The 23,985-nt window shown below is 71.7% G+C and carries 28 protein-coding genes and 1 pseudogene; 16 read left to right on the plus strand and 13 right to left on the minus strand.

Features of this window, described 5'->3' with window-relative positions:
• Positions 1 to 41: 41 nt before the first annotated feature.
• The 16 genes and pseudogenes from QM699_RS13440 (at position 42) to maiA (ending at position 13,555) form a co-directional block, all read left to right on the plus strand.
• Positions 42 to 1,374: pseudogene (locus QM699_RS13440) on the plus strand (amidase).
• Between the two features lie 131 nt (positions 1,375 to 1,505).
• A complete protein-coding gene (gene tsaD / locus QM699_RS13445; RefSeq protein ID WP_415012757.1) occupies positions 1,506 to 2,531 on the plus strand; it encodes a tRNA (adenosine(37)-N6)-threonylcarbamoyltransferase complex transferase subunit TsaD in 1,026 nt (341 codons plus the stop codon).
• Complete coding sequence (locus QM699_RS13450; protein ID WP_415011602.1) at positions 2,528 to 3,484, plus strand: NAD(P)H-dependent glycerol-3-phosphate dehydrogenase; 957 nt, start codon at positions 2,528 to 2,530, stop codon at positions 3,482 to 3,484. Before tsaD ends, QM699_RS13450 begins: the two co-directional genes overlap by 4 nt.
• A gap of 14 nt (positions 3,485 to 3,498) precedes the next feature.
• Positions 3,499 to 3,921, plus strand: coding sequence for an EVE domain-containing protein (locus tag QM699_RS13455; RefSeq protein WP_415011603.1), 423 nt, complete (start codon positions 3,499 to 3,501; stop codon positions 3,919 to 3,921).
• Complete coding sequence (locus QM699_RS13460) at positions 3,918 to 4,769, plus strand: urease accessory protein UreD (RefSeq protein WP_415011604.1); 852 nt, start codon at positions 3,918 to 3,920, stop codon at positions 4,767 to 4,769. Before QM699_RS13455 ends, QM699_RS13460 begins: the two co-directional genes overlap by 4 nt.
• An 11-nt stretch (positions 4,770 to 4,780) precedes the next feature.
• The gene (locus QM699_RS13465; protein WP_415011605.1) at positions 4,781 to 5,083 is read left to right on the plus strand and encodes an urease subunit gamma; all 303 of its coding nucleotides are present in this window, start codon (positions 4,781 to 4,783) and stop codon (positions 5,081 to 5,083) included.
• A complete protein-coding gene (locus QM699_RS13470) occupies positions 5,083 to 5,370 on the plus strand; it encodes a DUF1272 domain-containing protein (RefSeq protein ID WP_415011606.1) in 288 nt (95 codons plus the stop codon). Before QM699_RS13465 ends, QM699_RS13470 begins: the two co-directional genes overlap by 1 nt.
• A gap of 4 nt (positions 5,371 to 5,374) precedes the next feature.
• Positions 5,375 to 5,944, plus strand: a complete 570-nt coding sequence (locus tag QM699_RS13475) for a HupE/UreJ family protein (RefSeq protein WP_415011607.1) — start codon at positions 5,375 to 5,377, stop codon at positions 5,942 to 5,944.
• Positions 5,945 to 5,946: 2 nt separating this feature from the next.
• Positions 5,947 to 6,252 carry an urease subunit beta gene (locus tag QM699_RS13480; protein ID WP_415011608.1) on the plus strand — a complete coding sequence of 102 codons (306 nt, stop codon included), beginning with the start codon at positions 5,947 to 5,949 and terminating at the stop codon, positions 6,250 to 6,252.
• Between the two features lies 1 nt (position 6,253).
• Entirely contained in the window at positions 6,254 to 6,610 is a 357-nt protein-coding gene (locus QM699_RS13485; RefSeq protein WP_415011609.1) for a GFA family protein, read from the plus strand.
• Between the two features lie 177 nt (positions 6,611 to 6,787).
• Entirely contained in the window at positions 6,788 to 8,500 is a 1,713-nt protein-coding gene (gene ureC / locus QM699_RS13490; protein WP_415011610.1) for an urease subunit alpha, read from the plus strand.
• A gap of 53 nt (positions 8,501 to 8,553) precedes the next feature.
• On the plus strand, positions 8,554 to 8,832 hold the full coding sequence (locus QM699_RS13495; protein WP_415011611.1) for a type II toxin-antitoxin system ParD family antitoxin: 279 nt from the start codon (positions 8,554 to 8,556) through the stop codon (positions 8,830 to 8,832).
• Positions 8,833 to 8,849: 17 nt separating this feature from the next.
• Positions 8,850 to 9,149 (plus strand): type II toxin-antitoxin system RelE/ParE family toxin, encoded by a 300-nt coding sequence (locus QM699_RS13500; protein ID WP_415011612.1) that lies wholly within the window; start codon positions 8,850 to 8,852, stop codon positions 9,147 to 9,149.
• Complete coding sequence (gene recG, locus QM699_RS13505; protein WP_415011613.1) at positions 9,146 to 11,233, plus strand: ATP-dependent DNA helicase RecG; 2,088 nt, start codon at positions 9,146 to 9,148, stop codon at positions 11,231 to 11,233. Before QM699_RS13500 ends, recG begins: the two co-directional genes overlap by 4 nt.
• A gap of 58 nt (positions 11,234 to 11,291) precedes the next feature.
• Complete coding sequence (locus tag QM699_RS13510) at positions 11,292 to 12,914, plus strand: amidohydrolase (protein WP_415011614.1); 1,623 nt, start codon at positions 11,292 to 11,294, stop codon at positions 12,912 to 12,914.
• On the plus strand, positions 12,911 to 13,555 hold the full coding sequence (gene maiA, locus QM699_RS13515) for a maleylacetoacetate isomerase (protein WP_415011615.1): 645 nt from the start codon (positions 12,911 to 12,913) through the stop codon (positions 13,553 to 13,555). Before QM699_RS13510 ends, maiA begins: the two co-directional genes overlap by 4 nt.
• A gap of 62 nt (positions 13,556 to 13,617) precedes the next feature.
• Here maiA and QM699_RS13520 read toward each other — a convergent pair whose 3' ends face one another.
• The 13 genes from QM699_RS13520 to rpsM form a co-directional block, all read right to left on the minus strand.
• Complete coding sequence (locus QM699_RS13520) at positions 13,618 to 14,370, minus strand: MOSC domain-containing protein (RefSeq protein WP_415011616.1); 753 nt, start codon at positions 14,368 to 14,370, stop codon at positions 13,618 to 13,620.
• A gap of 7 nt (positions 14,371 to 14,377) precedes the next feature.
• Entirely contained in the window at positions 14,378 to 16,174 is a 1,797-nt protein-coding gene (gene yidC / locus QM699_RS13525) for a membrane protein insertase YidC (protein WP_415011617.1), read from the minus strand.
• A 76-nt stretch (positions 16,175 to 16,250) separates the two neighbouring features.
• On the minus strand, positions 16,251 to 17,063 hold the full coding sequence (gene ttcA, locus QM699_RS13530; protein WP_415011618.1) for a tRNA 2-thiocytidine(32) synthetase TtcA: 813 nt from the start codon (positions 17,061 to 17,063) through the stop codon (positions 16,251 to 16,253).
• Between the two features lie 181 nt (positions 17,064 to 17,244).
• On the minus strand, positions 17,245 to 17,475 hold the full coding sequence (gene yidD, locus QM699_RS13535; protein WP_415011619.1) for a membrane protein insertion efficiency factor YidD: 231 nt from the start codon (positions 17,473 to 17,475) through the stop codon (positions 17,245 to 17,247).
• On the minus strand, positions 17,472 to 18,539 hold the full coding sequence (locus QM699_RS13540; protein ID WP_415011620.1) for an RluA family pseudouridine synthase: 1,068 nt from the start codon (positions 18,537 to 18,539) through the stop codon (positions 17,472 to 17,474). The genes yidD and QM699_RS13540 overlap by 4 nt, the downstream gene beginning before the upstream one ends.
• 157 nt (positions 18,540 to 18,696) lie before the next feature.
• Complete coding sequence (locus QM699_RS13545; protein WP_415011621.1) at positions 18,697 to 19,140, minus strand: BLUF domain-containing protein; 444 nt, start codon at positions 19,138 to 19,140, stop codon at positions 18,697 to 18,699.
• A 107-nt stretch (positions 19,141 to 19,247) separates the two neighbouring features.
• Positions 19,248 to 19,625, minus strand: a complete 378-nt coding sequence (locus QM699_RS13550) for a BLUF domain-containing protein (RefSeq protein ID WP_415011622.1) — start codon at positions 19,623 to 19,625, stop codon at positions 19,248 to 19,250.
• A complete protein-coding gene (locus tag QM699_RS13555; RefSeq protein WP_415011623.1) occupies positions 19,625 to 20,980 on the minus strand; it encodes a replication-associated recombination protein A in 1,356 nt (451 codons plus the stop codon). Before QM699_RS13555 ends, QM699_RS13550 begins: the two co-directional genes overlap by 1 nt.
• A gap of 105 nt (positions 20,981 to 21,085) precedes the next feature.
• Complete coding sequence (locus tag QM699_RS13560) at positions 21,086 to 21,229, minus strand: hypothetical protein (RefSeq protein WP_415011624.1); 144 nt, start codon at positions 21,227 to 21,229, stop codon at positions 21,086 to 21,088.
• Between the two features lie 182 nt (positions 21,230 to 21,411).
• Complete coding sequence (gene rplQ, locus QM699_RS13565; protein WP_415011625.1) at positions 21,412 to 21,837, minus strand: 50S ribosomal protein L17; 426 nt, start codon at positions 21,835 to 21,837, stop codon at positions 21,412 to 21,414.
• A gap of 114 nt (positions 21,838 to 21,951) precedes the next feature.
• Positions 21,952 to 22,968: a DNA-directed RNA polymerase subunit alpha gene (locus QM699_RS13570; RefSeq protein WP_415011626.1), complete on the minus strand. Its 1,017-nt coding sequence runs from the start codon at positions 22,966 to 22,968 to the stop codon at positions 21,952 to 21,954.
• 122 nt (positions 22,969 to 23,090) lie between these two features.
• Positions 23,091 to 23,480, minus strand: coding sequence for a 30S ribosomal protein S11 (rpsK, locus tag QM699_RS13575; protein WP_184150796.1), 390 nt, complete (start codon positions 23,478 to 23,480; stop codon positions 23,091 to 23,093).
• 12 nt (positions 23,481 to 23,492) lie between these two features.
• Entirely contained in the window at positions 23,493 to 23,861 is a 369-nt protein-coding gene (gene rpsM / locus QM699_RS13580) for a 30S ribosomal protein S13 (protein ID WP_415011627.1), read from the minus strand.
• Between the last annotated feature and the right edge of the window lie 124 nt (positions 23,862 to 23,985).

Genomic DNA, 23,985 nt, shown 5'->3' on the forward strand with positions numbered 1-23,985 from the left:
GCCGCGCTACGCTCATCGCCGGGCGGCGCGGGGAGGTCGGCATGTCGGATGAATGGCTCTGGGCAACCGCTGGAGAACTCGGTCGCGGCATGGCGGCCGGTTCCATCGACCCCCGCGAGCTGACGGAAGTCTATCTCGCCGCCATCGACAGCCACCCGGACGCAACGGCGATCTATGCCCGGACCACGCCCGACCGCGCGCGGGCGGAGGCCGCCGCCGCCGCCGAGCGGGCATCGGCCGGCGTGCGCCGGGGACCGCTCGACGGTGTGCCGGTCAGCTGGAAGGACCTGTTCGATACCGCCGGCACCGGCACGGAGGCGGGCTCGGCCCTGCTGCGGGGCCGGGTGCCGAGCGCCGACGCGGCGGTGTTCGCCACCGCGGCGCGCTTGGGGCTCGTCTGCCTCGGCAAGACCCACATGACGGAGCTGGCGTTCTCCGGCCTGGGCGTGAACCCGGTGACGGCGACCCCGCCCAACATCAACGACCCGGAACTCGCGCCCGGCGGCTCCTCCTCGGGCGCCGCCGCGTCGGTTGCGTTCGGCCTCGCGGCGGCCGCGATCGGCTCGGACACCGGCGGCTCGGTGCGCGTGCCGGCGGCCTGGAACGACCTCGTGGGGCTGAAGACCGCGCCGGGCTGCCTGCCGCTCGATGGCACGGTGCCGCTTGCCAGCAGCTTCGACACGATCGGGCCGCTCTGCCGCAGTGTCGAGGACGCGAGCCTGCTCCTCTCGGCCCTGTCCGGCCGCCCGGCGCCCGACCTCGCCGGCGCGCCGATCGCCGGCCTCCGCCTGCACGTGCTGGCCGACCCGGTGCTCGATCCGACCCGCGTCGCGCCGGCCGAGGCATTCGAGGTCGCGCTGGCACGGATCGCCGCCGCCGGCGCCGTCATCAGCCGCGGCCCGCTGGTGCCGCTCGCGCCCGCCTTCGCGCTGGCCGGCGTGCTGTTCACCGGCGAGGCCTATGCGATCTGGCGCGACGCGATCGAGGCCGAGCCGGATTCTGATGTTCGCCCCGGTGCGCGAGCGGTTCCGCTCCGGCGGCAGCTTCGCGGCCGTCGACTACGTGGCCGCGTGGCGGGCGCTCGACGCGATGCGCGCCGACTGGGCGGCCGTGACCGCCGCCTTCGACGCCGTGCTGCTGCCGACGGCGGCGATCCTGCCGCCGAACGTGGCGGACCTGCTGGCCGACCCGGCGTTCTTTGCGGCGGAGAACCTGCTGGCGCTCCGCAACACCCGCGTCGCGAACCTGATGGGCCTCGCGGCGCTCACCCTGCCCACCGGCACGCCGTCGTGCGGCATCAGCGCGCTCGCTCCCGCGGGCGGCGAAGCGAAGCTGCTGCGCGTCGGTGCCGCCCTGGAGCGGGCGCTCGCCTGAGCGGGCGGCTCGGGCCGCGACGTTGCGGGCGGCGGCGTGCGGTGCTACGCCCCTGCCCCGGAGGCGAGACATGCAGGGCGAGCGCATCATTCTCGGCATCGAGTTCGAGCTGCGACGATACCGCCGTCGCGCTGGTGCGCGCCTGGCCGGGCCGCCCGGTGGGCGAGATCCTCGCGTCAGAGGTCAGCGGACAGGACGGCCTGCACCGCATCTACGGCGGGGTCGTCCCCGAGATCGCCGCGCGCGCCCACGCCGAACGGCTCGACGCGGTGACGGAGGCGGCACTGCGGGGCGCCGGCCTGACCCTCGCCGACGTGGACGCCATCGCCGTCACCGCCGGCCCCGGCCTGATCGGCGGGGTGCTGGCCGGCGTGATGTTCGCCAAGGGCCTCGCCGCCGCGCGCGGCCTGCCGCTCTGGGGGGTGAACCACCTCGCGGGCCACGCGCTGACCCCGCGGCTGACCGACCCGGTGGCGTTTCCATACCTGCTGCTCCTCGTCTCGGGCGGCCACTGCCAGTTCCTCGCGGTCGACGGGCCGGACGCCTTCCGCCGGCTCGGCGGCACCATCGACGACGCCGCGGGCGAAGCGTTCGACAAGGTGGCGAAGCTCCTCGGCCTCGGCCAGCCCGGCGGCCCGGCCGTCGAGGCCGCCGCGGCAACGGGCGATCCCGCCCGCTTCGCCTTCCCGCGGCCGCTCCTCGACCGCGACGGCTGCGACCTGTCGTTTTCCGGGCTCAAGACCGCGGTTCGCCGCGCCCGCGACAAGCTCGTCGAGGCCCGGGGCGGCCTCTCGCGCGCCGACATCGCCGACATCTGCGCCGGCTTCCAGGCCGCGGTCGCCGCAACGCTGGCCGAGAAGTCCCGCCGCGCTCTTGCCGCCTTTCCCGCCGCCACGTTCGCCGTTGCGGGTGGCGTTGCCGCGAACCACGCCATCCGCGCCGCCCTCGCCGACGTGGCGGCCGGCGCGGGCGCCGCGTTCCTCGCGCCACCGCTCCGGCTCTGCACCGACAACGGCGCGATGATCGCCTTCGCCGCCGCCGAGCGCATGGCGCACGGAACACCGGACGGCTTCGGCCTCGAGGCCCGCCCGCGCTGGCCGCTCGACTCGCGCGCCGCACCGATGCTCGGGGCCGGCAAGAAGGGGGCAAAGGCATGATCGGCGTCGCCGGGGCCGGCGCCTTCGGCACGGCGCTCGCCATCGCCGAGGCGATCGGCGGGCGCGAGGTGCGCCTTTGGGGCCGCGACGCCACCGCCATGGCCGCGGCCGAGAGGAGCCGCACGACGCCGCACCTGCCCGGCGCCGAGCTGCCCTCCGGGCTCGCCTGCACCGCCGAACTCGCCGCGCTCTCGGGCGCCGAGGCGCTGCTCCTCGTCGTCCCGGCGCAGGCGACGGCGGGCTTTCTCGCCGAGCACGGCGCGCGGCTGCCCGACGCGCCGCTCGTTCTCTGCGCCAAGGGCATCGACGCGCGCGACTTCCGCCTGCAGAGCGAAATCGCCGCCGCCGCCCTGCCGCAGACCACCGTTGCCGCGCTGACCGGGCCAGGTTTCGCCGGCGAGATCGCCGCGGGCCTGCCCACGGCACTGACGCTCGCCTGCGCCGACGCCGGCACCGGCCGCGCGCTGCAGGCGGCGCTCTCCACCGCGCGCCTGCGACTCTACCTCACCGACGACGTGACCGGCGCCGAACTGGGCGGCGCGCTGAAGAACGTCGTCGCCATCGGCTGCGGCCTGATCGAGGGCGCGCGGCTCGGCGCCTCGGCCCGGGCCGCGCTGATGACCCGCGGTTTCGCCGAGATGACCCGCCTCGCCACCGCGCTCGGCGCCCGGCCCGAGACGCTGGCGGGCCTGTCGGGCCTCGGAGACCTGTCGCTCACCTGTGGCTCGCCGCAGTCGCGCAACTTTCGCCTCGGCCAGGCGCTCGGCGCCGGCGCGGCCCGGCCGGGCGGCACCGTCGAGGGGGTCGCCACCGCGCGCGCCGCCTGCCGCCTCGGCGCCGAGCACGGCGTCGAGCTGCCGATCGCGGCGGCCGTCGCCGACGTTCTCGAGGGCCGCCTGACCGTGGAGGGCGCCATGGCCGCCCTCCTCTCCCGCCCGCTCAAGTCCGAATAAGAGGGATCGCCGCAATGGCACACTGGCTGTTCAAGTCCGAGGCGCACACCTGGAGCTGGGACCAGCAGGTGGCGAAAGGCGACGCCGGCCAGGAGTGGGACGGGGTTCGCAACTACCAGGCCCGCAACTTCATGAAGGAGATGGCCGTGGGCGAGCGCGGCTTCTTCTACCACTCCGGCGACATCAAGGCGGTGGTCGGCGTCGTGGAGGTGATCGCCGAGGCCCATCCGGATTCGAAGGCCGACGATCCGCGCTGGCAGTGCGTCGACCTGCGCGCCATCGGCCCGTTTCCCGAGCCGGTGACGCTGGAGCGCATCAAGGCCGATGGCCGCCTGACGGAGATGGTGCTGGTGAAGAACTCCCGCCTCTCGGTCCAGCCGGTGAGTGAGGCGGAGTGGCAGATCGTCTGCGCGCTCGGCGGAGACGAGGAGCGGTGATTTCCCGCCCGTCCCCCGACGGCCCACCCGCCGATCCTGCCCCGCGCCTGCAGCGCGCCCGGGGCCGCGCCGAGGTCGCCGTCCGGCACGACGGCACCGCCGTCCGGCTCGAGCGGCTGTTCCAGCAGGGATCGGCCAAGGCGATCCTGCCGCGCGTCCACGGCCCGGTGCCGGAGGTCGTGCTGGTCAACACCGCTGGCGGTGTCACCGGCGGCGACGCCTTCGCCTGGAGCCTTGCCGCCGGCGACGGCGCCGCGCTGGTCGCCACGACCCAGGCGGCCGAGCGGGTCTATCGCTCGACGGGCGGGCCGGCGGAGATCCGCACCCGCCTCGCGCTCGGCACCGGCGCGGCGCTCGACTGGCTGCCCCAGGAGACGATCGTGTTCGACGGCGGCCGGCTGGACCGGCGCATCGACATCGACCTTGCCGCCGACTCCCGCCTGCTCGCGGTCGAGACGCTGGTCCTCGGCCGCACCGCCATGGGCGAGACCGTGGCGACGGGCGCCCTCTCCGACCAGTGGCGCCTCCGCCGCGCGGGGCGCCTGATCCACGCCGAGGCGCTTCGCGCCGAGGGCGACATCGCCCGCGCCACCGCCGGACCCGCGACGCTTGCGGGCGGACGCGCCGTCTCGACCGTCGTGCTCGCCGCCCCGGGCGCCGCGGATCGCCGCGACGAGATCCGCGATCTGCTCAAGGATGAGGCACATGTGGCCCACGGAGTCAGCAAAAAGCCGGATCTGCTCATCGTTCGCCTGATGGGACCCGATGCGCGGGCCTTGCGCACGACGCTGATCCGGCTTCTGATGCGACTCCGCGGCACGGCGCTGCCGCGAGTCTGGTCTACCTGAGAGGAACGCCGGTGAACCTCACGCCCCGCGAGAAGGACAAGCTCCTCGTCTCGCTCGCCGCCATGGTGGCGCGCGGCCGCCTTGCCCGCGGCGTCAAGCTGAACCACCCGGAGGCGATCGCGCTCATCACCGACTATGTGGTCGAGGGCGCCCGCGACGGCCGCAGCGTCGCCGACCTGATGGAGGCCGGCGCGCATGTCGTCGGCCGCGCGCAGTGCATGGAGGGCATCGCCGAGATGATCCACGACGTTCAGGTCGAGGCCACCTTCCCCGACGGCACCAAGCTCGTCACCGTGCATTCGCCGATCCGCTGATGCTCGACCTCCGCCCGAACTGCGAGTGCTGCGACCGGGATCTGCCGCCGGAGACGGACGCGCACATCTGCAGCTTCGAGTGCACGTTCTGCCGGCATTGCGCCGAGGCGGTGCTCGGCGGCGTCTGCCCCAACTGCGGCGGCGAGCTGGTCCGCCGCCCGATCCGCCCGCCGAACGAGCTTGCCCACCATCCGGCCTCGACCCACCGCGTGCGGCCGTCCGGCGGCTGCCGCCCCCCGTACGGCGCGGCGACGGCCCTTCCCGCTTTCCCTCCAGAGGACGATTGAACAAATGCGGCGCATCCTCCCTGCCCTGCTGATCCTCGCCCCCACCGCCGCGCTGGCCCATACCGGCATCGGCGCGCACGGCTCGCCCTTCGAATCGGGCCTGCTGCACCCGTTCCTCGGGGCCGACCACCTGCTCGCCATGATCGCCGTCGGCTTCTTCGCCGCGATGACCGGGGGCCGCGCCCGCTGGGCCTATCCGGCGAGCTTCGTCACCGCGATGATCGCCGGTGGCGTCCTCGGCTTCGAGGGCGCCGCGCTGCCGGTGGTCGAGCCGACGATCCTCGCCTCGATCGTGGTGCTCGGGGCCGCGATCGCCTTCGCGCTCCGCCCGCCGCTGGCGCTCGCCTGTGCGGTGATCGCCGCCTTCGGCATGGCGCACGGCTATGCCCACGGTCTCGAAGGCCCCGGGCTCGGCGGCCTGCCCTACGCCCTCGGCTTCGTCCTCGCGACGGCCACGCTGCACGCCATCGGCCTCGGCCTCGGCCTTGCCGCCGCGAGCCTGCAGCGGCCGCTGGTCGCCCGGACGCTCGGCGGGCTGACGGCGCTCGCGGGCGTCTGGCTGGCGGTGGCCTGACCATGATCCCCGGGGAGGTCTTTCCGGCCGACGACGCCATCACGCTCAACGCGGGCGCGACGGCGATCACGCTCGCGGTGGCGAATACCGGCGACCGGCCCGTGCAGGTCGGCAGCCACTACCACTTCGCCGAAACCAACGCCGCACTTTCGTTCGACCGGGACGCGGCCCACGGCTTCCGGCTCGATATTCCGGCCGGCACGGCCGTCCGCTTCGAACCCGGGCAGGTCCGCGACGTTACCCTGGTGCCGATCGGCGGCGAACGCCGCATCTTCGGCTTCCGCGGCCTGACCATGGGAGATCTCTGACATGGCAACCGAACATCACAGCGGATCCTGCCAGTGTGGCGCCGTCGCCTTCGAGGCCGACGTCGATATTTCGAAGCCGTTCACCTGCAACTGCTCGCGCTGCCGCCGTCTCGGCGCGCGGCTCGCCTTCACGCCGGAAAGCGCGTTCACCCTGCTCAAGGGAGCGGACTCGCTCGCCGAATACACCTTCAACAAGCACGTGATCCGGCACCAGTTCTGCAAGGTCTGCGGCATCGAGCCGTTCGCCTTCGCCCCGGGGCGGGACGGCACGCCGATGGCGGCGATCAACGTGAACTGCCTCGACGGCGTAGACGCCGCGGCGCTTCCGGTGCAGCACTTCGACGGCGCCGCGGCCTGAACGCCGTGGGGCGGGTGCATCCCGGACGGCCGTCCGCCGCTCCCCGCCGGCTGGGGCCGCTCGGATACACACCCGACTGTCCGGCGGCGCACGCCGCCGCACGGTTTCCCGACCGCGACCAGCATCTCTCCAACCGTCCTGCCGCGTGACATCCCCCTCCGAAGCCGAGAGCCCCCGATGCCGCACCTGATCTCCCGCGCCGCCTATGCCGACATGTACGGCCCCACCACCGGGGACCGCGTGCGCCTCGCCGACACCGAGCTGGTGATCGAGGTCGAACGCGACCTCACCACCTACGGCGAGGAGGTGAAGTTCGGCGGCGGCAAGGTGATCCGCGACGGCATGGGCCAGTCGCAGGCCAGCCGGGCCGAGGGCGCGGTCGATACCGTCATCACCAACGCGCTGATCCTCGACTGGTCCGGCATCTACAAGGCCGACGTCGGCCTCAAGGACGGCCGCATCGCCCTGATCGGCAAGGCCGGCAACCCGGACACGCAGAGCGGCGTCTCCATCGTCATCGGCCCGGGCACCGAGATCATCGCCGGCGAGGGCAAGATCCTCACGGCCGGCGGCTTCGACGCCCACATCCACTTCATCTGCCCGCAGCAGATCGACGACGCGCTGCACTCCGGCGTCACCACGCTGCTCGGCGGCGGCACCGGCCCCGCGCACGGCACGCTCGCCACCACCTGCACCCCGGGCCCGTGGCACATCGCCCGGATGCTGCAGGCCGCCGACGGCCTGCCCGTCAACATCGGCATCTCGGGCAAGGGCAACGCCTCGAAGCCCGCGGCGCTCGAGGAGATGGTCAGGGCCGGCGCCTGCGCGCTGAAGCTGCACGAGGACTGGGGCACGACGCCCGCCGCCATCGACTGCTGCCTGACCGTCGCCGACGCGATGGACGTGCAGGTGATGATCCACACCGACACCCTGAACGAGTCGGGCTTCGTCGAGGACACGGTGGCGGCCATCGCCGGCCGCACCATCCACGCCTTCCACACCGAGGGCGCCGGCGGCGGCCACGCGCCCGACATCATCAAGGTCGCGGGCCTGCCGAACGTCATCCCGTCGTCGACCAACCCGACGCGGCCCTACACGCGCAACACGCTGGAGGAACACCTCGACATGCTGATGGTCTGCCATCACCTGTCGAAGTCGATCCCCGAGGACGTGGCCTTTGCCGAGAGCCGCATCCGCCGCGAGACCATCGCCGCGGAGGATATCCTGCACGACCTCGGCGCGTTCTCGATCATCTCGTCGGACAGCCAGGCGATGGGCCGCATCGGCGAGGTCATCATCCGCACGTGGCAGACCGCCCACAAGATGAAGGTCCAGCGCGGCGCCCTGCCCGAGGAAACCGGCGACAACGACAACGCGCGCGTGAAGCGCTACGTCGCGAAGTACACGATCAACCCGGCGATCGCGCACGGCGTCTCGAAGCACATCGGCTCCATCGAGCCCGGCAAGCGCGCCGACCTCGTGCTGTGGAACCCGGCGTTCTTCGGGGTGAAGCCCGAGATGGTGCTGCTCGGCGGGTCGATCGTCGTGGCCCAGATGGGCGACCCCAACGCCTCGATCCCGACGCCGCAGCCGGTCTACACCCGGCCGATGTTCGGCGCGCTCGGCGGCGCGCTCGCCGCCTCGGCCGTCACCTTCGTCTCGGCCGCCGCCGAGGCCGAGGGCATCCGGGCGCGCCTCGGCCTCGCGAAGCAGACGCTGGCGGTGGAGAACACCCGCGGTGGCATCGGCAAGGCGGCGATGAAGCTCAACAACGCCACGCCGGAGATCGAGGTCGACCCCGAGACCTACGAGGTCCGCGCCGACGGCGAGCTGCTGACATGCGAGCCGGCGGAGGTGTTGCCCATGGCGCAGCGGTACTTCATGTATTGATGCAGCCGGCGTCGGCCGTGTAGTATGACTATGTCATACACACGGGCTTTCGCATGACGATCCGGACGACGCTGAGCTTCACCGACCGGCACCATGGCTTCCTGCAACGGAAGGTCAGCGAAGGCGTGTTTGCCAGCGCCAGCGCCGCAGTGGCCTCGGCCATCGAGAGGATGATGGAGGACGAAATCGCCCGCGAAGCGGCGCTCGACGCGATGACGGACGAGATCCGCGCCCGCCTCGCCACACCGTCCGACGACTATCTCGACCTCGACGCCGCTCTCGCCCCGATCCGCGAGATGATCGCCGCCGGTGAACGCGGCGAGCCGACCTGATCCCCTATCGGACCCGCATGCACCCCGGCGCGCGACGTGACCTGTCGCATATCGCCGCGGGGATCGCGGCGCATGTGGGCTGGTCCGCGGCGCGACGAAAGATCGAGGAGATCGCGGCCGTCATCGCCTCGCTCGGCAACGTCCCGCACCGGGGAACGATCCGGGACGACACGGGGCTTCGCGCCGTTCCGGCCGGCAGGCGCGGGGTCGTGGTGTTCCGTGTCGGCGAGCCCTCGCGGACGGTCGAGGTGATCGCGGTCAGCTATGGCGGATCCGACTGGACAAAGGCTGCGGGCCGGCGCAACCGCCACCCATGACCCGCCCCGAAGTCCTCTTCCCGCTGTTCTCCGAGCTGACCGGCCTCGACGGCATCGGGCCGAAGACCGTGCGGCTCTACGAGCGCATGGAGATCGCCAACCCGGCGCAGCTCGTCCTTACCCTGCCCGTCGGCGGCATCGACCGGCACCTGCGCGCGTCGATCCGCGAGGTACGGCCGCCGGAGGTCGTCACCGTCGAGGTGGAAATCGGCCTGCACCAGCCCTCGGTCGCCCGCAACCGCCCGTACCGCATCCACGTCCGCGATGCGCTGACCGAGTTCCTGCTCGTGTTCTTCCACCCCCGCGCCGACTGGCTGCAACGGACCTATCCCGCCGGCCAGCGCCGCATCGTCTCGGGCAAGCTGGAGCTCTTCGACGGCATCGCCCAGATGGTGAACCCCGACCACGTGCTGCGCCCGGGCGAGGACGACCAGCTTCCCGCCTTCGAGCCGGTCTATCCGCTGACCGAGGGCCTCAGCCTCAAGAGCATGGGCCGTGCCGTCCGCTCCGCCCTCGACCGTGTCCCGCGCCTGCCCGAGTGGATCGAGCCCTCGGTGAAGCGCGCCCGCGGCTGGCCGGACTGGCACGCCGCCCTCGCGGCCGCCCACGCGCCGCAAGGGGCCGCGGACCTCGCGCCGACCACGCCCGCCCGCGAGCGGCTCGCCTATGACGAGCTTCTCGCCCATCAGGTGACGCTCGCCCTCGTCCGCGCCCGCCAGCGCCGGCCCAAGGGCTTTGCCACGCGCGGCGACGGCCGGCTGCGGGCGCGGGTGCTGGCGGCGCTGCCCTACGCACCGACCGGCGCCCAGACGCGGGCGGTGGCCGAGATCACCGGCGACATGGCCTCGGCGCTGCGGATGAACCGCCTGCTGCAGGGCGACGTCGGCGCGGGCAAGACGCTGGTCGCCTTCCTCGCCATGCTCGCCGCCGTCGAGGCCGGCGGACAGGCGGCGATGATGGCGCCGACGGAAATCCTCGCGCGCCAGCACCTGCTCTCGCTCCAGCCGCTCGCCGACGCCGCGGGCGTCCGCCTCGAGCTGCTGACCGGCCGCGACAAGGGCGCCGAGCGCCGGGGAAAGCTGGCCGACCTCGCCTCCGGGGCGATCCCGATCGTCGTCGGCACCCACGCGCTGTTCCAGAAGGACGTGGCCTTCGCCGACCTGCGCCTCGCCATCGTCGACGAGCAGCACCGCTTCGGGGTGCGGCAGCGCATGGACCTCGGCGCGAAGGGCGAGGCGGTCGACACGCTGGTGATGACCGCCACCCCGATCCCGCGCAGCCTGACGCTGGCGCAGTTCGGCGACATGGACCTGTCGATCCTCGACGAGAAGCCGCCGGGCCGGACGCCGGTCGCCACCGCCGCGATTCCCGCGACGCGCACCAGCGAGGTGGTCGCGCACCTGCGACGGGCACTCGAGGCCGGACGGCAGGCCTACTGGGTCTGCCCGCTGGTCGGCGAGAGCGAGACCACCGAGATGACCGCCGCGGAGGAGCGATTCGCGAGCCTGCGCGCCAGCTTCGGCGCCGGGGTGGTCGGGCTGGTCCACGGGCAGATGCCGCCGGCGCAGAAGGACGCCGCCATGGCCGACTTCGTTGCCGGGCGCAGCCGGCTGCTGGTCGCCACCACGGTGATCGAGGTGGGGGTGAATGTGCCGAACGCCTCGATCATGGTGATCGAGGGCGCGCAGTCCTTCGGTCTTGCGCAGCTGCACCAGCTGCGCGGCCGGGTCGGGCGGGGCGCCGAGCAGTCGACCTGCCTGCTGCTCTACGATCCGCCGCTCGGCACCACCGCGCAGGCCCGGCTCGAGATCATGCGCGCGACCGACGACGGCTTTCGCATCGCCGAGGAGGATCTGGCGCTGCGCGGTGCCGGCGACGTGCTCGGGGTGGCGCAGTCGGGCCTGCCCCGTTTCCGCATCGCCGACCTCGAGACGCAGGGGGCGCTGATGGCCGTCGCCCGCGACGACGCACGGCTGCTGCTCGACCAGGACCCGGGCCTCACCTCGCCGCGCGGCGAGGCGATCCGGACCCTGCTCTATCTCATGGAGCGCGAGAAGGCGTTCCGGCTCCTCGGCGTCGGCTGAGCGACCAGTGGACGTTGCCCGTCGTTGGAGTAGGGTCGAGCGACTCAGGGAGCCAGCCATGACCGACCGTCCAACGACCGGGCTCGACCGCCGCAGCGTGCTCGGCGGTCTCGGGCTCGGCGGCGCCGCTACCTTCGCCGTGCCTGGCCTCGCCGCGCCCACCCTCGCGCTCGCGCAGGCGGACACCCCGCCCCTGCCGCGCGAGGACGACGCGACGGCGCCGAAGCCGCGGGCGGAGGATCTGCCACCGGCGTCCGCCGGCGCCGCCGCGGAGGCGGTCGAGGCGGTGCGGGAGGCGATCCTGCGCATCTCCCGCGAGGTCTGGGCAACGCCGGAGCTGTCGCTTGCCGGGGAGAAGTCCCACCGCATCCATCTGCGCGAGCTGGAGGCGGCGGGCTTTGCCACCAGGAGCCGGGGCACCGCCGGCGTCCCGTCGGCCTTCATCTCGGAATGGAGCCAGGGGTCGGGCGGGCCGGTCATCGGCTACCTGCCCGAGTACGACGCGCTGCCCGGGCTCGGCAACGCCGCCGAGCCGCGCCAGACGCCGGGACCGACCGGCGCGGAGGTCGGCCACGGCTGCGGCCACAACATGCTCGGCGCCGGCTGTACCGGGGCGGCGCTGGCGCTGAAGCGGATGATGCAGGCCACCGGCACTCCCGGCACCGTCCGCGTCTATGGCTGCGCGGCGGAGGAGGTCGAAGGGGCGAAGGTCTGCATGGCCCGCGACGGCCTGTTCGATGACCTCGACGCGGCCCTCGCCTGGCATTCGGCCCCGTTCGCCGGCGCCGGCAACGTCCGGCTCGCGGCGCTCGACAAGGTGAAGGTCCGGTTCCACGGCCGCACCGCCCACGCCGGCAACGCGCCGTGGGAGGGCCGGAGCGCGCTCAAGGCGGCCGAGATGTTCGGCGTCGGCGTGCAGATGATGCGCGAGCACCTGCGCGCCACGTCGCGCATCCACTACATCTACGAGGCGGCCGGCGTGGCGCCGAACGTCATCCCGGAGTTCGCCCAGGTCTGGCTCGTCGCCCGGGACATCGACCGGACGGCGCTCGGCGCGCTGACCGGCTGGCTCGAACAGGTCGCCGAGGCGGCCGCCCTCGCCACCCAGACCACGCACGAGTTCGAGCGATTCTTCGGCGCCCACGATCTGCTGCCGAACGACCCGCTGGCCCGGCATCTCTACCGCCACATCCTCGCGGTCCCGATCGAGTTCACCGACGAGGAACAGGCCTTTGCCCGCGGCTGCCAGCGCGAGATGGGCGTGCCCGAGGCCGGCATGTCGACCCGGCCGCTGCCGTTCCTCGAGGACGTGTCCGCCGGTGCCTCGACCGACGTCGGCGATGTGAGCCAGCAGGTGCCGACCGGCGTCTTCGCCTGGCCGACGCTGCCGGTCGGGATCGGGCTGCACACCTGGCCGGTGACGGCCTGTGGCGGCATGTCGATCGGCGACAAGGGCTCGCTCGCCACGGCGCGGGTGCTTGCCGGCTGCGGCTACGACCTGATGACCGACGCCGGCCTGCGCAAGGCGGCGAAGGACGGCTTCCGGGCGCGCCGCGGCGACGCGCCGTTCGTCTCGGCCCTGCCCAGGGATCGCAAGGCGCCGCTCGGCCTCGCCCCGCGGTTCATCAGGACCGGCGACGAGGAGCTGCTCGCAGACATCACGGTGGGAGCGGGCAAGTGACGCTGCACGGTTTCTTCCTGAGCTCGGCCGCCCACCGTCTGCGGATCGCGCTGAACCTGAAGGGGATCGCCTACGACACCGCCCCGGTCCACCTGCGCCGCGGCGACCAGCGCGGCGCGGCGTATCTCGCGCTGAACCCGCAGGGCCTCGTGCCGGCGCTGGAGGCCGACGGGGCGGTCTTCACCCAGTCGCTCGCGACGATCGAGTGGCTGGACGAGACCCGCCCCGAGCCGCCGCTGCTGCCCGCCGATCCGGCCGAGCGGGCGCACGTGCGGGCCTTCGCGCAGGTGATCGCGTGTGACATCCACCCGCTGCAGAACCTGCGCGTCCTGCGCTATCTGAAGAAGAGCTTCGGACAGGAGCAGCCGGCGCTCGACGCCTGGGCGCGGCACTGGAATGCCGAGGGGCTCGCCACCTGCGAGGCGCTGCTCGCGGGGCGGCCGGAGACTGCGTTCGCTTTCGGCGAGCGCCCCGGACTCGCCGAGGTCTGCCTCGTGCCGCAGATGGGCGCGGCCGAGCGCTTCGGGCTCGACCTTGGGCCCTATCCGCGGCTGGCCCGCATCCGCGCCGCCTGCGAGGCGCTGCCGGCCTTCGCCGCCGCCGCGCCGGCACGCCAGCCGGATGCGCCGCCGCCGGGGTGAAGCTCACGGAGGGGCGCCGGCTGGCCCCTCGCGGCACGGGTCCCGTCGGCCTCGTCTCCGGCTCAATCCAGCAGCGTCACCCCGTCTCCGACAGCGACCCGGCCACCGTCGGTTACAGTGACATAGACGCCGAAATCCTGATGGCCCCAGCCGGCACGCAGCGCGCCGAGGGTGTCGGCGTCGGCAAGACCAGTCTCCGGGTCCACCATCGTCGCCTTGCAGCGGGTGATGCGCTCGGTCACGCGCACCCTCGCCGCGCCGACACGAAGATCGCGGCCGACAAGGTCGAACTCCGCGAACGGCGCCAGCCCCTCGAGCCACAGGTTGCCGCGAAACCGCGCCTCGGCCAGCGGCTTGCCGACCTGATCGCCCAGGGCGGCGAGGCTGGCGCGGTTGAGAAGCGAGAGCGTCGGATAGTTGCTGTCGGTCATCCCCTGGCCCGCGCGGACGACGAACGCCGGCGCGGGGCGCTCGGGTGCCGCGAGCGCCGCCGCCCAGGCGACGAGAGCGCGGGCATCGTCCGGGTCGTCCGGATTCACGTCGAGGTCGGGGACGTCGGGCTGCGAGAGATGCACCCGGCCGCGCGCCTCGTCGACCCGCGCCCGGATCGCCATCAGCCGCGGCGACTTCGCCCCGCGGCTGAAGTTCACGCACGGCGCCCAGTCGGCCGAACCGGGCTCGACCTTGGCCCGGCTGTCCGCGATCGCCCAGACGCGATCCCATGGCATCGTCCGGCCCGTTTGCAGCGTCACGGCCTGGAGCGGCTCGGCGCCGTGCGCCTTGATCGGGTGCCGCCAGATCGACGCGAGCCGCACGCGCGCCTCAGCCGGACTTCTTCGAGCGGCGGAACGGTGCCAGAGCGTTCGCCAGCACGTTCGGCCTGATCCCCTGGCTGCGCATGATGAGGTACTGCTGGCTAAAGGTGATGGTGTTGTTCGCCACCCAGTACAGCACCAGCCCGCTGGCGAAGCGCCCGAGCATGAACATGAAGATCCACGGCATCCAGTTGAACAGCATCGCCTGCGTCTTGTCGGCGGGCGTCGGGTTCAGCCGCTGCTGCAGCCACATGGAGATGCCGAGCAGGATCGGCAGCACGCCGATCGAGATGATGGCGATCGGGCTGGTGTGCGCCGGCGCGGCCCACGGCAGGAGGCCGAAGCCGTTGATCCACGACGTCGGGTCCGGCGCCGAGAGGTCGCGGATCCAGCCGAAGAACGGCGCATGGCGCAGCTCGATGGTGACGAAGATCACCTTGTAGAGCGAGAAGAAGATCGGGATCTGCAGCACGATGGGCAGGCAGCCGGCGGCAGGGTTGACCTTCTCGCGCTTGTAGAGGGCCATCACCTCCTGCTGCATCTTCACGCTGTCGTCGGCGTTGCGCTCCTTGATCTTCTCCATCTCCGGCTGCAGCGCCTTCATCTTCGACATGGAGACGAAGGACTTGTAGGCCAGCGGGAACAGGATGAGCTTGATCAGGAACGTGAGCCCGATGATCGCGAGGCCCATGTTGCCGAGGACGTGGTGCATGGCATGCAGCACGCGGAAGATCGGCTTCGTCAGGAAGAAGAACCAGCCCCAGTCGATCGCGTCGACGAAGCGGTCGATGCCCTTGTTGTCCTGATAGTCGCGCAGCACCGACCAGACCTTGGCGCCGGCAAAGAGCATGGTCGAGGCTTCGACCTTGGCGCCGGGCGCGACCGCCATCACGGGCAGGCGCACGTCGGTCTGGAAGGTGTCGGTCGCGGGTGTGTACTTCGCCACCGCGTTGAAGGCCGTGCCCGGGGTCGGGACGAGGGTCGACATCCAGTAGTGATCGGTGAAGCCGATCCAGCCGTCCTTGGCCACGGAAAGGTGCTGGGTCAGCGCGCCGCCCTCGTTCGGGTCGGGCGCGAGATCCTTCAGGGCCTTGTACTTCAGTTCCTCGAGGGTGCCGTCGGTCATCGCGATGACCCCCTCGTGCAGGATGTAGAAGTTCTTCAGGTCGGGCGGCATGCCGTGGCGGGCGATGATGCCGTAGGGCGCGAGGCGGACCTCCGCGCCGGTGGTGTTCTCGACCGACTGGGTGACGGTGAACATGTAGTTCTCGTCGACCGAGAGGGTCTGGCGGAAGATCAGGCCCGCGCCGTTGTCCCAGCGCAGGGTGACGGGCGTGGCGGGCGTGAGCTTGTCGCCCGACTCGACCGTCCACGGCGTGCTCGGCCCCGGCACGGGCGCCGTGGTGCCGGCGGCGGCGGACCAGCCGTAGAGCGCATAGTAGGACTGCGCCGCGCCCGCGGGGTTGAACAGCGTGACGGTGGGCGAGTCGTCGTCGATCGTCTCGTGGTAGTTCAGGAGGCGGATATCGTCGATCCGGCCGCCGGTCAGCGAGAACGAGCCGCCGAGGCTCGGGGTGTCGATCGCCACCCGCTGCGTCTGGGCCAGCGCATCGGCGCGCGGCTTGGCGTCGGGCACGGCGAGGGTCGGGCTCGCCGTGCTGCCCGGGGCGACGGTCTGCGAGGTCTCGGTGGCCGCGGGCACCGGCTGCGGCTGCTCCTTGGGCGGGAACAGCAGGAACCAGACGAGGATGACGGCGAAGCTCAAGGCCGTCGCCAGGATCAGGTTCTTGCTCTGGTCATCCATGGCGCGGTCCCCGATCCGGCGTGCAGGCTCGTGGGGGTTCAACAGCCGCAGGCACGAAAGGTCAAGGGGGCGTCGCTCAGAGGCCCCGGAAGTCGAACAGCGCGGGGTCGAGCAGGTGGCTCGGGTTCACCTGGGTCAGCGCGCGGAAGATGATCTGGCGGCGGCCGGGGGAGCGCGCCTCCCACTCGTCGACCATGCGCTTGATCTGGGCGCGCTGCAGCCCGTCCTGGCTGCCGCAGAGGTCGCAGGGGATGATGGGATAGCCCATGGCCCGGGCGAAGCGGTCGCAGTCGGCCTCGGCGACGTGGGCGAGCGGGCGCATGACATAGACGTCGCCCTCGTCGTTCAGGAGCTTCGGCGGCATGGCGGCGAGCTTGCCGCCATGGAAGAGGTTGAGCAGGAAAGTCTCGATGATGTCGTCGCGGTGGTGGCCGAGGACGATGGCGCGGCAGCCTTCCTCGCGGGCGATCCGGTAGAGGTGGCCCCGGCGCAGGCGCGAGCAGAGCGCGCAGTAGGTCTTGGTCGAGGGCACCTTGTCGGTGACGATGGAATAGGTGTCCTGATACTCGATCCGGTGCGGGATGCCGTTTGCCGCGAGAAAGTCCGGCAGCACGGTGGCCGGGAAGCCGGGCTGGCCCTGGTCGAGGTTGCAGGCGAGCAGCTCGACGGGGAGCAGGCCGCGCCATTGCAGCTCGATCAGGACGGCGAGCAGCGTATAGCTGTCCTTGCCGCCGGAGAGGCAGACGAGCCAGCGATCGCCGGGAGTGACCATGCCGTAGGTCTCGATCGCGTCCCGGGTCTCGCGGACCAGCCGCTTGCGCAGCTTGCGGAACTCGGTCGAGTCCGGGGCGCCGTGGAAGATCGGATGGATTTCGGGCGTGTCGAGCATGGGGCCGGATTACCCCGGAGGAGCGGCAGGGGGCAAGGGGGGCGTCCCGACCCTGGGTGCCGCGCGCGAGAAGGGAGAGCGCGGGACGGGCTCTGGCGGCGGAAGCCTCCGGCGGGAGTATTTTCCGCAAGAGGAAGGCGGGGCGCGCTTGCGGGCAGCGGTGGCGGCGCAGGCGGGCGGGTCAGCGGGGCGGGTCTGGCACAGGATCGTGGCCCGCGGCACCGAAGGGGTGGCAGCGGCAGACGCGGCGGGCGGCGAGCCAGCCGCCGCGGACGGCGCCGTGCCGCTCCAGCGCCTCGAGCGCGTAGGCCGAGCAGGTCGGCTGGAAGCGGCAGCCGTGGCCGACCCAGGGCGAAAGGATCAGGCGATAGGCGCGCACCGGAACCGCGAGCAGGTGCGCCGCGGGCGTCATCGTCCGCCGCGCCGCGGCAGGTCGGCGTCCTCGTCGGCAAAGGGATCGGCCGGGGCGTCTTCCGGGCGCCAGCCGAACAGCGACCACGTGCGGGCCATGTGCTCGGGCAGCGGCGCGGTGAAGCTGATGCCGCGGCCGGTGGTCGGGTGGACGAGGCTGAGCGAGCGGGCGTGCAGGTGCAGCTTGCGGCTCACCTCGCCGCCGAGCTGGGCGCCCCAGCCGTCGCCGAGGTTTTCCTGGCCGCTGCCGCCATACTTGCCGTCGCCGATGATGGGATGGCCGATCGCCGCCATGTGCGCGCGCAACTGGTGGGTCCGGCCGGTGATCGGCGAGAGCGCGACCCAGGCGGTGCGCGAGCCCGCGGCCTCGATCACCGCGTAGTCGGAGGTCGCGCGCTTGGCACCCTCGGTGGAGGCAACCTCGGCGAAGGGCAGGACCAGCATCTTCTCCGCCTCGCCGCCGGCACCGTGGCCCGGCGCCTTGACGAGGCCGGTGCGGATGGTGCCCTGGCGCGGCGACGGCACGCCGGCGACCGCGGCCCAGTAGATCTTGCGGGCCTCGCGCGCCTGGAACGCGCGGGCGAGGCCGGCGGCGGCGCGGGCGCTGCGCGCCATCAGCAGCACCCCGGAGGTGTCGCGGTCGAGGCGGTGGACGAGGCGCGGCTTGTCCTCGCGGCCGAAGCGCAGCGCCTCGGCGAGGCCGTCGACGTGGCGATGCGTGCCGGTCCCGCCCTGCACCGCGAGGCCCGGGGGCTTTGCGAGCGCGATGATGTCGTCGTCCTTCCAGAGGACGCACGCGCGGATCATCTCGGCGTCGGCGTCGGAAATACGCGGCGCCGCCGGGGCGGGAGCGTCGTCGTCGGGGATCGGCGGCAGGCGCACGGTCTGCCCGACCTCGAGCCGGGTCGCGGGCTTCACCCGGCCGCCGTCGACGCGGATCTCGCCCTTGCGGCACATCCGCTCGATGCGGCCCTGCCCGACATTGGGGTGGAGGCGCCGCAACCAGCGGTCGAGGCGCTGGTCGGCGTCGTCGGGCGTGACGGTGATCTGGCGGACGCCGCTCATTGCGGCTCGCGCCGTTCGCGCGCCGTATCGTCGGGCAAGGACACCTGCGTTTCGTCTCCAGCAGCCACGCGGGGAGCGGGCCCGCCCCGCTCTAAGAGCGCGCCGGTCGCCGGCTTGTCAACCCGAGCGGCCCGCGCGGAGCCTCGGCGTTTCCGCGTCAGCCCAGCCCGGCCCCGAAGCCGGCGGAGACGACCGGCCGACGCGCGCGGATCGCCGGACTCTGGAGAAAGGCGATGTTCGCGGGGCTGACCCCGCCTGCCGCCGCCAGGACACCGGGGGCGCGACCGAGGTCGAAGCCCGAGGTGCTCCAGCTCGCATGCCGGCGGCAGTCGAGGCGGCGAAAGGCCGAAATGCGGATTGCACCATGGCGATCATCCGCGAGGATGCGCGCGGCGAGCGGCTGCACCACCTCGCAGGGGCCCTCGATCTCCTCCGAGAACGTATCCCCGATGAGGCGCAGCGTTCCAGTCAACCCCATCCGAAGGTTGAAGCTCCAGCTCTGCCGCGCAAGCCGAAGCAAAGCCGAAGTCGGCACTCCCGATGCGACCTTGGAAATAAAGGAAAACTCCACGAGCTCTGTCGAGCCAAGCACGTCCGTCATTCCCGTCCTCTTTGGGTCAGGCCGACGAGCGGCACCCTGCGTCTGGTATCAAACCAAACGAAACCGGACTGTCAATGACGACGCGCGCATAACGATCGCTTTGTAGGCTATCGCGATCGCCGCGCGAGATGAAGAATGAATGCCTCCGCCGCGTCGGAAGGCGCCTGCATTGGGGGGAGAGCCCCGAAGCTCCAGTTGTCGAAGCGTCGCGAAGCGATCGCCTCTTCTTTCAGCACGCGCACCCGTCCGAGCCTCGGATCCGCAATCATCCGCTCGATCCGTGAGAAAATGCGCCGTTGGGAGCCCTCCAGCACGCCGTAAAACGAATCACCCTGGTGCAGCAGCAGCCCGGTCAGCCCGGCGCGGGCGTTGACGAGCTGCAACTCTTCCGCGAGGCAGTGCAGCTCGCGCGCATCGAGCGGCAGCCCGCCGCCGCTCGTATAGACGAGCTGGATCAGGTCCGCGTCGCGGCGACCTGTGACCACTAGCCGCCCTCCGCGATCCGCGCCCGAAGCTCGGCGAGGCGCCGCAGGCGCTGGCCGAGTTCCCCCTCGCTGCCGCGTTCGCCCGGGGCATAGAAGCTCTCGCGGGGCATCGCGTCGGGGAAATACCCCTGGCCGGAAAAGCCCTCCGCGGTGTCGTGGTCGTACTGATAGCCGGCGCCGTACCCCTCGGCCTTCATCAGCCGGGTCGGCGCGTTCAGGATGTGCTTCGGCGGTGGAAGCGAGCCGGTGCGCTCGGCGGCGGCCATGGCGGCGTTGAAGGCGCGGTAGGCGGAGTTCGACTTGGGCGCCAGCGCCAGATAGATCACCGCCTCGCCGAGCGCCAGTTCGCCCTCGGGCGAGCCGAGCCGTTCGTAGGTCGCCCAGGCATCGAGACACAGGCGCTGCGCGGCCGGATCGGCGAGACCGATGTCCTCGACGGCCATCCGGACGATGCGGCGGGCGAGGAAACGCGGATCCTCGCCGCCCTTCAGCATCCGCGCCAGCCAGTAGAGCGCCGCGTCCGGATCGGAACCCCGGACCGATTTGTGCAGGGCGGAGATCAGGTTGTAGTGGCCGTCACCGGACTTGTCGAACAACGCCGCGCGCTTGGTCAGGCGCCGGTTGAGTGCGGCGGGGTCGAGCGTCTCGCGCGCGTCGGCGACCTGCTCGGCGAGGTTGAGGAGCGCCCGGCCGTCGCCGTCGGCGAGGGTGACGAGCACGGCGCGCGCCTCTGCGTCGAGCGGCAGGGGGTGGCCAAGCTCGGCCTCGGCACGGTCGAGAAGCGCGGCGAGCGCCGCCTCGTCGAGGCGACGCAGGGTGAGCACGCGGGCGCGCGACAGGAGCGCCGCGTTCAGCTCGAACGACGGGTTCTCGGTGGTGGCGCCGACGAGGACGATGGTGCCGTCCTCCATCAGCGGCAGGAAGGCATCCTGCTGCGCCTTGTTGAAGCGATGGATCTCATCGACGAAGAGCAGCGTGCCGCGGCCGTTCGAGCGGCGCAGGCGCGCGGATTCGAAGATCTTCTTCAGATCGGCCACGCCGGAGAAGATCGCGCTGATCTGCACGAAGGCGAGGTCGGTGGCGTCGGCGAGCAGCCGGGCGATCGTGGTCTTGCCGACCCCCGGCGGCCCCCAGAACACGATGGACCCGGGCCGGCCATCGGCCAGCATGTGCCCGAGCGGCCCGTCACGGCCGAGCAGATGCTCCTGCCCCACGACATCGGCGAGCCGCTGCGGGCGCAGCCGGTCGGCGAGCGGCCGCGCCGCGGCGGGCGCCGGCTCCGCGTGCGGCGCGGACGAGGCGGCGGCGGACGGGGCTGCGACAGGCTTGGGATCGAAGTCGAAGAGATCGGCCATGCCTGAGGTATAAGCCGTGACGCAACCGGAGGACAGGTGGTCCGAACGCGAGATGGAACCGGATCTGGTGACGCTCGGCCCGCAGGGCGGAGGCCGGCCCCGGCCTCAGGGGCGCGGCGGGAAGATGTGGACCCGCGCCGGAATGCGGATGGCGCCCGGGCCGGCGTATGGCGCGAAGCCGTCGCGGATTGCAACGACCGCCGCGCCATCGTCGGGGCTGGCGTTCTTCTCGCGCAACATCCGCGACAACGGGCCAACGTCCTCGCAGAGCGCGGCGGCGGCTTCGCGGCCGGGCGTTGGTGATCGGAAGATCGGCCGTCTCGCGCAGGCTGGCCCCGGCGAGGAGACGCACGACGCGGACGAGGCCACCAAAAGGACGAGCCCCGCCGGAGAGACCGACGGGGCCCGGATGTCGTTCGCGGCAATCAGCCTCAGGCGTCGGCGGCAGCGGCCTCTTCGGCAGCGACGCGGGCCTTGTCGGCGGCGCCCTTCGCGGCCGGATCGCGGTCGACCAGCTCGACGATCGCCATCGGCGACGCGTCGCCATAGCGGAAGCCGGCCTTCAGCACGCGGGTGTAGCCGCCGCTGCGCTCCTTGTAGCGCGGCGCGAGGGTGTCGAAGAGCTTCTTCACCGCGGCGTCCTGGCGCAGCTCGGACTGGGCGATGCGGCGCGAGTTGAGGTCGCCGCGCTTGCCAAGGGTGATGATCTTGTCCGCGATCCGCTTCAGCTCCTTCGCCTTCGGCAGGGTCGTCTTGATCTGCTCGTGCTCGATCAGGGACGACACCATGTTGGCGAACATCGCCTTGCGGTGCTCGTGGGTGCGGTTCAGCTTGCGGTAACCGTGACCGTGACGCATTTCATGTCTCCAAACGTCTGGTTTTGCTTTGTCCGGTGGTCCATGCGGTGCGGACCACACTCCTTGGGGCGGGATGCCCGGGGCAGGCCGGGGGCCCGAAGGCCCCCGCGAAACTCAGAACTGGTCCTCGTACTTCTTGGCCAGCTCCTCGATGTTCTCCGGTGGCCAGTCGACGATTTCCATGCCGAGATGAAGGCCCATGCCGGTCAGCACTTCCTTGATCTCGTTCAGCGACTTGCGCCCGAAGTTCGGGGTGCGGAGCATTTCGGCTTCGGTCTTCTGGATCAGGTCGCCGATGTAGACGATGTTGTCGTTCTTCAGGCAGTTCGCGGAGCGAACGCTGAGCTCGAGCTCGTCGACCTTCTTCAGCAGCAGCGGGTTGAATTCGAGATCGTCCGCCTCGTCGGCGCGGATGCCGGCCTGGGGCTCCTCGAAGTTCACGAAAACCGACAGCTGGTCCTGCAGGATGCGCGCGGCATAGGCGATCGCGTCCTCGGGCTTCACCGAGCCGTCCGTCTCGATCTGCAGCGTGAGCTTGTCGTAGTCGAGCACCTGGCCCTCACGGGTCGGCTCGACCTTGTAGCTCACCTTCTTGATCGGCGAGAACAGCGCGTCCACGGTGATGAGCCCGATCGGCGCATCCTCGGGGCGGTTCTTGTCGGCCTGGACGTAACCCTTCCCGGTCTCGACGGTCAGCTCCATGTAGACGCTGGCGCCGTCGTCGAGGTGGCAGACCACGTGGTCGCGGTTCAGGATCTCGATGCCGTTCGACGTCGAGATGTCACCGGCCGTCACCACACCCGGGCCGGTCGCGCGGATCTCGAGGCGCTTCGGCCCCTCGACTTCCATCTTGATCGACACGCCCTTGAGGTTCAGCACGATGTCGGTCACGTCCTCGCGGACGCCCGGCACGGACGAGAATTCGTGGAGCACGCCGTCGATCTGGACGCTGGTGATCGCCGCGCCCTGAAGCGAAGACAGCAGAACGCGCCGCAGCGCGTTGCCGAGGGTGAGGCCGAAACCCCGCTCCAGCGGCTCGGCAACGGCAGTCGCCTGGCGGTGCGGATCGGCGCCCTGCTTGATTTCAAGCGCGGTGGGCCGGATCAGCTCCTGCCAGTTCTTGTGGATCATTTGCATTGGCCCTCCATTCCTGCTCACCGGCTGATCCCGCAGGCCGGTGAGCGCCCGAGGTCACGTCGAAATACGCGCGGCCGCCACGCCGGAGGGCTGGCGACCGCGATAGATTTGTTCGGTCAGACGCGGCGACGCTTCGGCGGCCGGCAGCCGTTGTGCGCGATCGGCGTCACGTCCCGGATGGCCGTGATCTGGAACCCGACGGCGGAGAGGGCGCGCAGCGCGCTCTCGCGGCCGGAGCCCGGGCCCTGCACCTCGACCTCGAGGGTGCGCACACCGTGCTCCTGCGCCTTCTTGCCGGCATCCTCGGCGGCCATCTGCGCCGCATAGGGGGTCGACTTGCGCGAGCCCTTGAAGCCCATGGTGCCGGCGGAGGACCACGCGATGGCGTTGCCCTGCGCGTCGGCGATCAGGATCTTCGTGTTGTTGAAGCTGGCGTTGACGTGGCAGACGCCGGTCGAGATATTCTTGCGTTCCTTGCGCTTTACGCGCGCCTTCTCGCGAGCCATGGTCCGGCCTCCTTACTTCTTCTTGCCGGCGATGGCCTTCGCGGGGCCCTTGCGCGTGCGAGCGTTGGTGTGCGTGCGCTGGCCGCGCACCGGCAGACCGCGGCGGTGACGCAGACCGCGATAGCAGCCGAGGTCCATCAGCCGCTTGATGTTCATCGTGGTCTCGCGCCGCAGGTCGCCCTCGACCGTCAGGTTCGCGTCGATGTATTCACGGATCTTCAGCACTTCCGCGTCAGTCAGTTCGTTGACCCGACGGCTCTCGTCGATGCCGAGGGAGTCCACCAGCTCCTTCGCCTTCGTGCGGCCGATGCCATGGATATAGGTGAGCGCGATCAGCACTCGCTTGTTCGTCGGAATGTTTACGCCCGCTATGCGCGCCAAGGTCTTGCTCCGTTCCGTCCTCGGGCCTGCCCCGAGACCCCTGTCCAAAAGCCACAGCCTGCCGATGCCTTCGGCAGGCTTTCCTCGCCCATGTCCGTGGGCCCAGCATCCCGCGTCCCCGAGG

It is taken from the genome of Amaricoccus sp., from assembly GCF_047602525.1.
Classification (GTDB): Bacteria; Pseudomonadota; Alphaproteobacteria; order Rhodobacterales; family Rhodobacteraceae; genus Amaricoccus.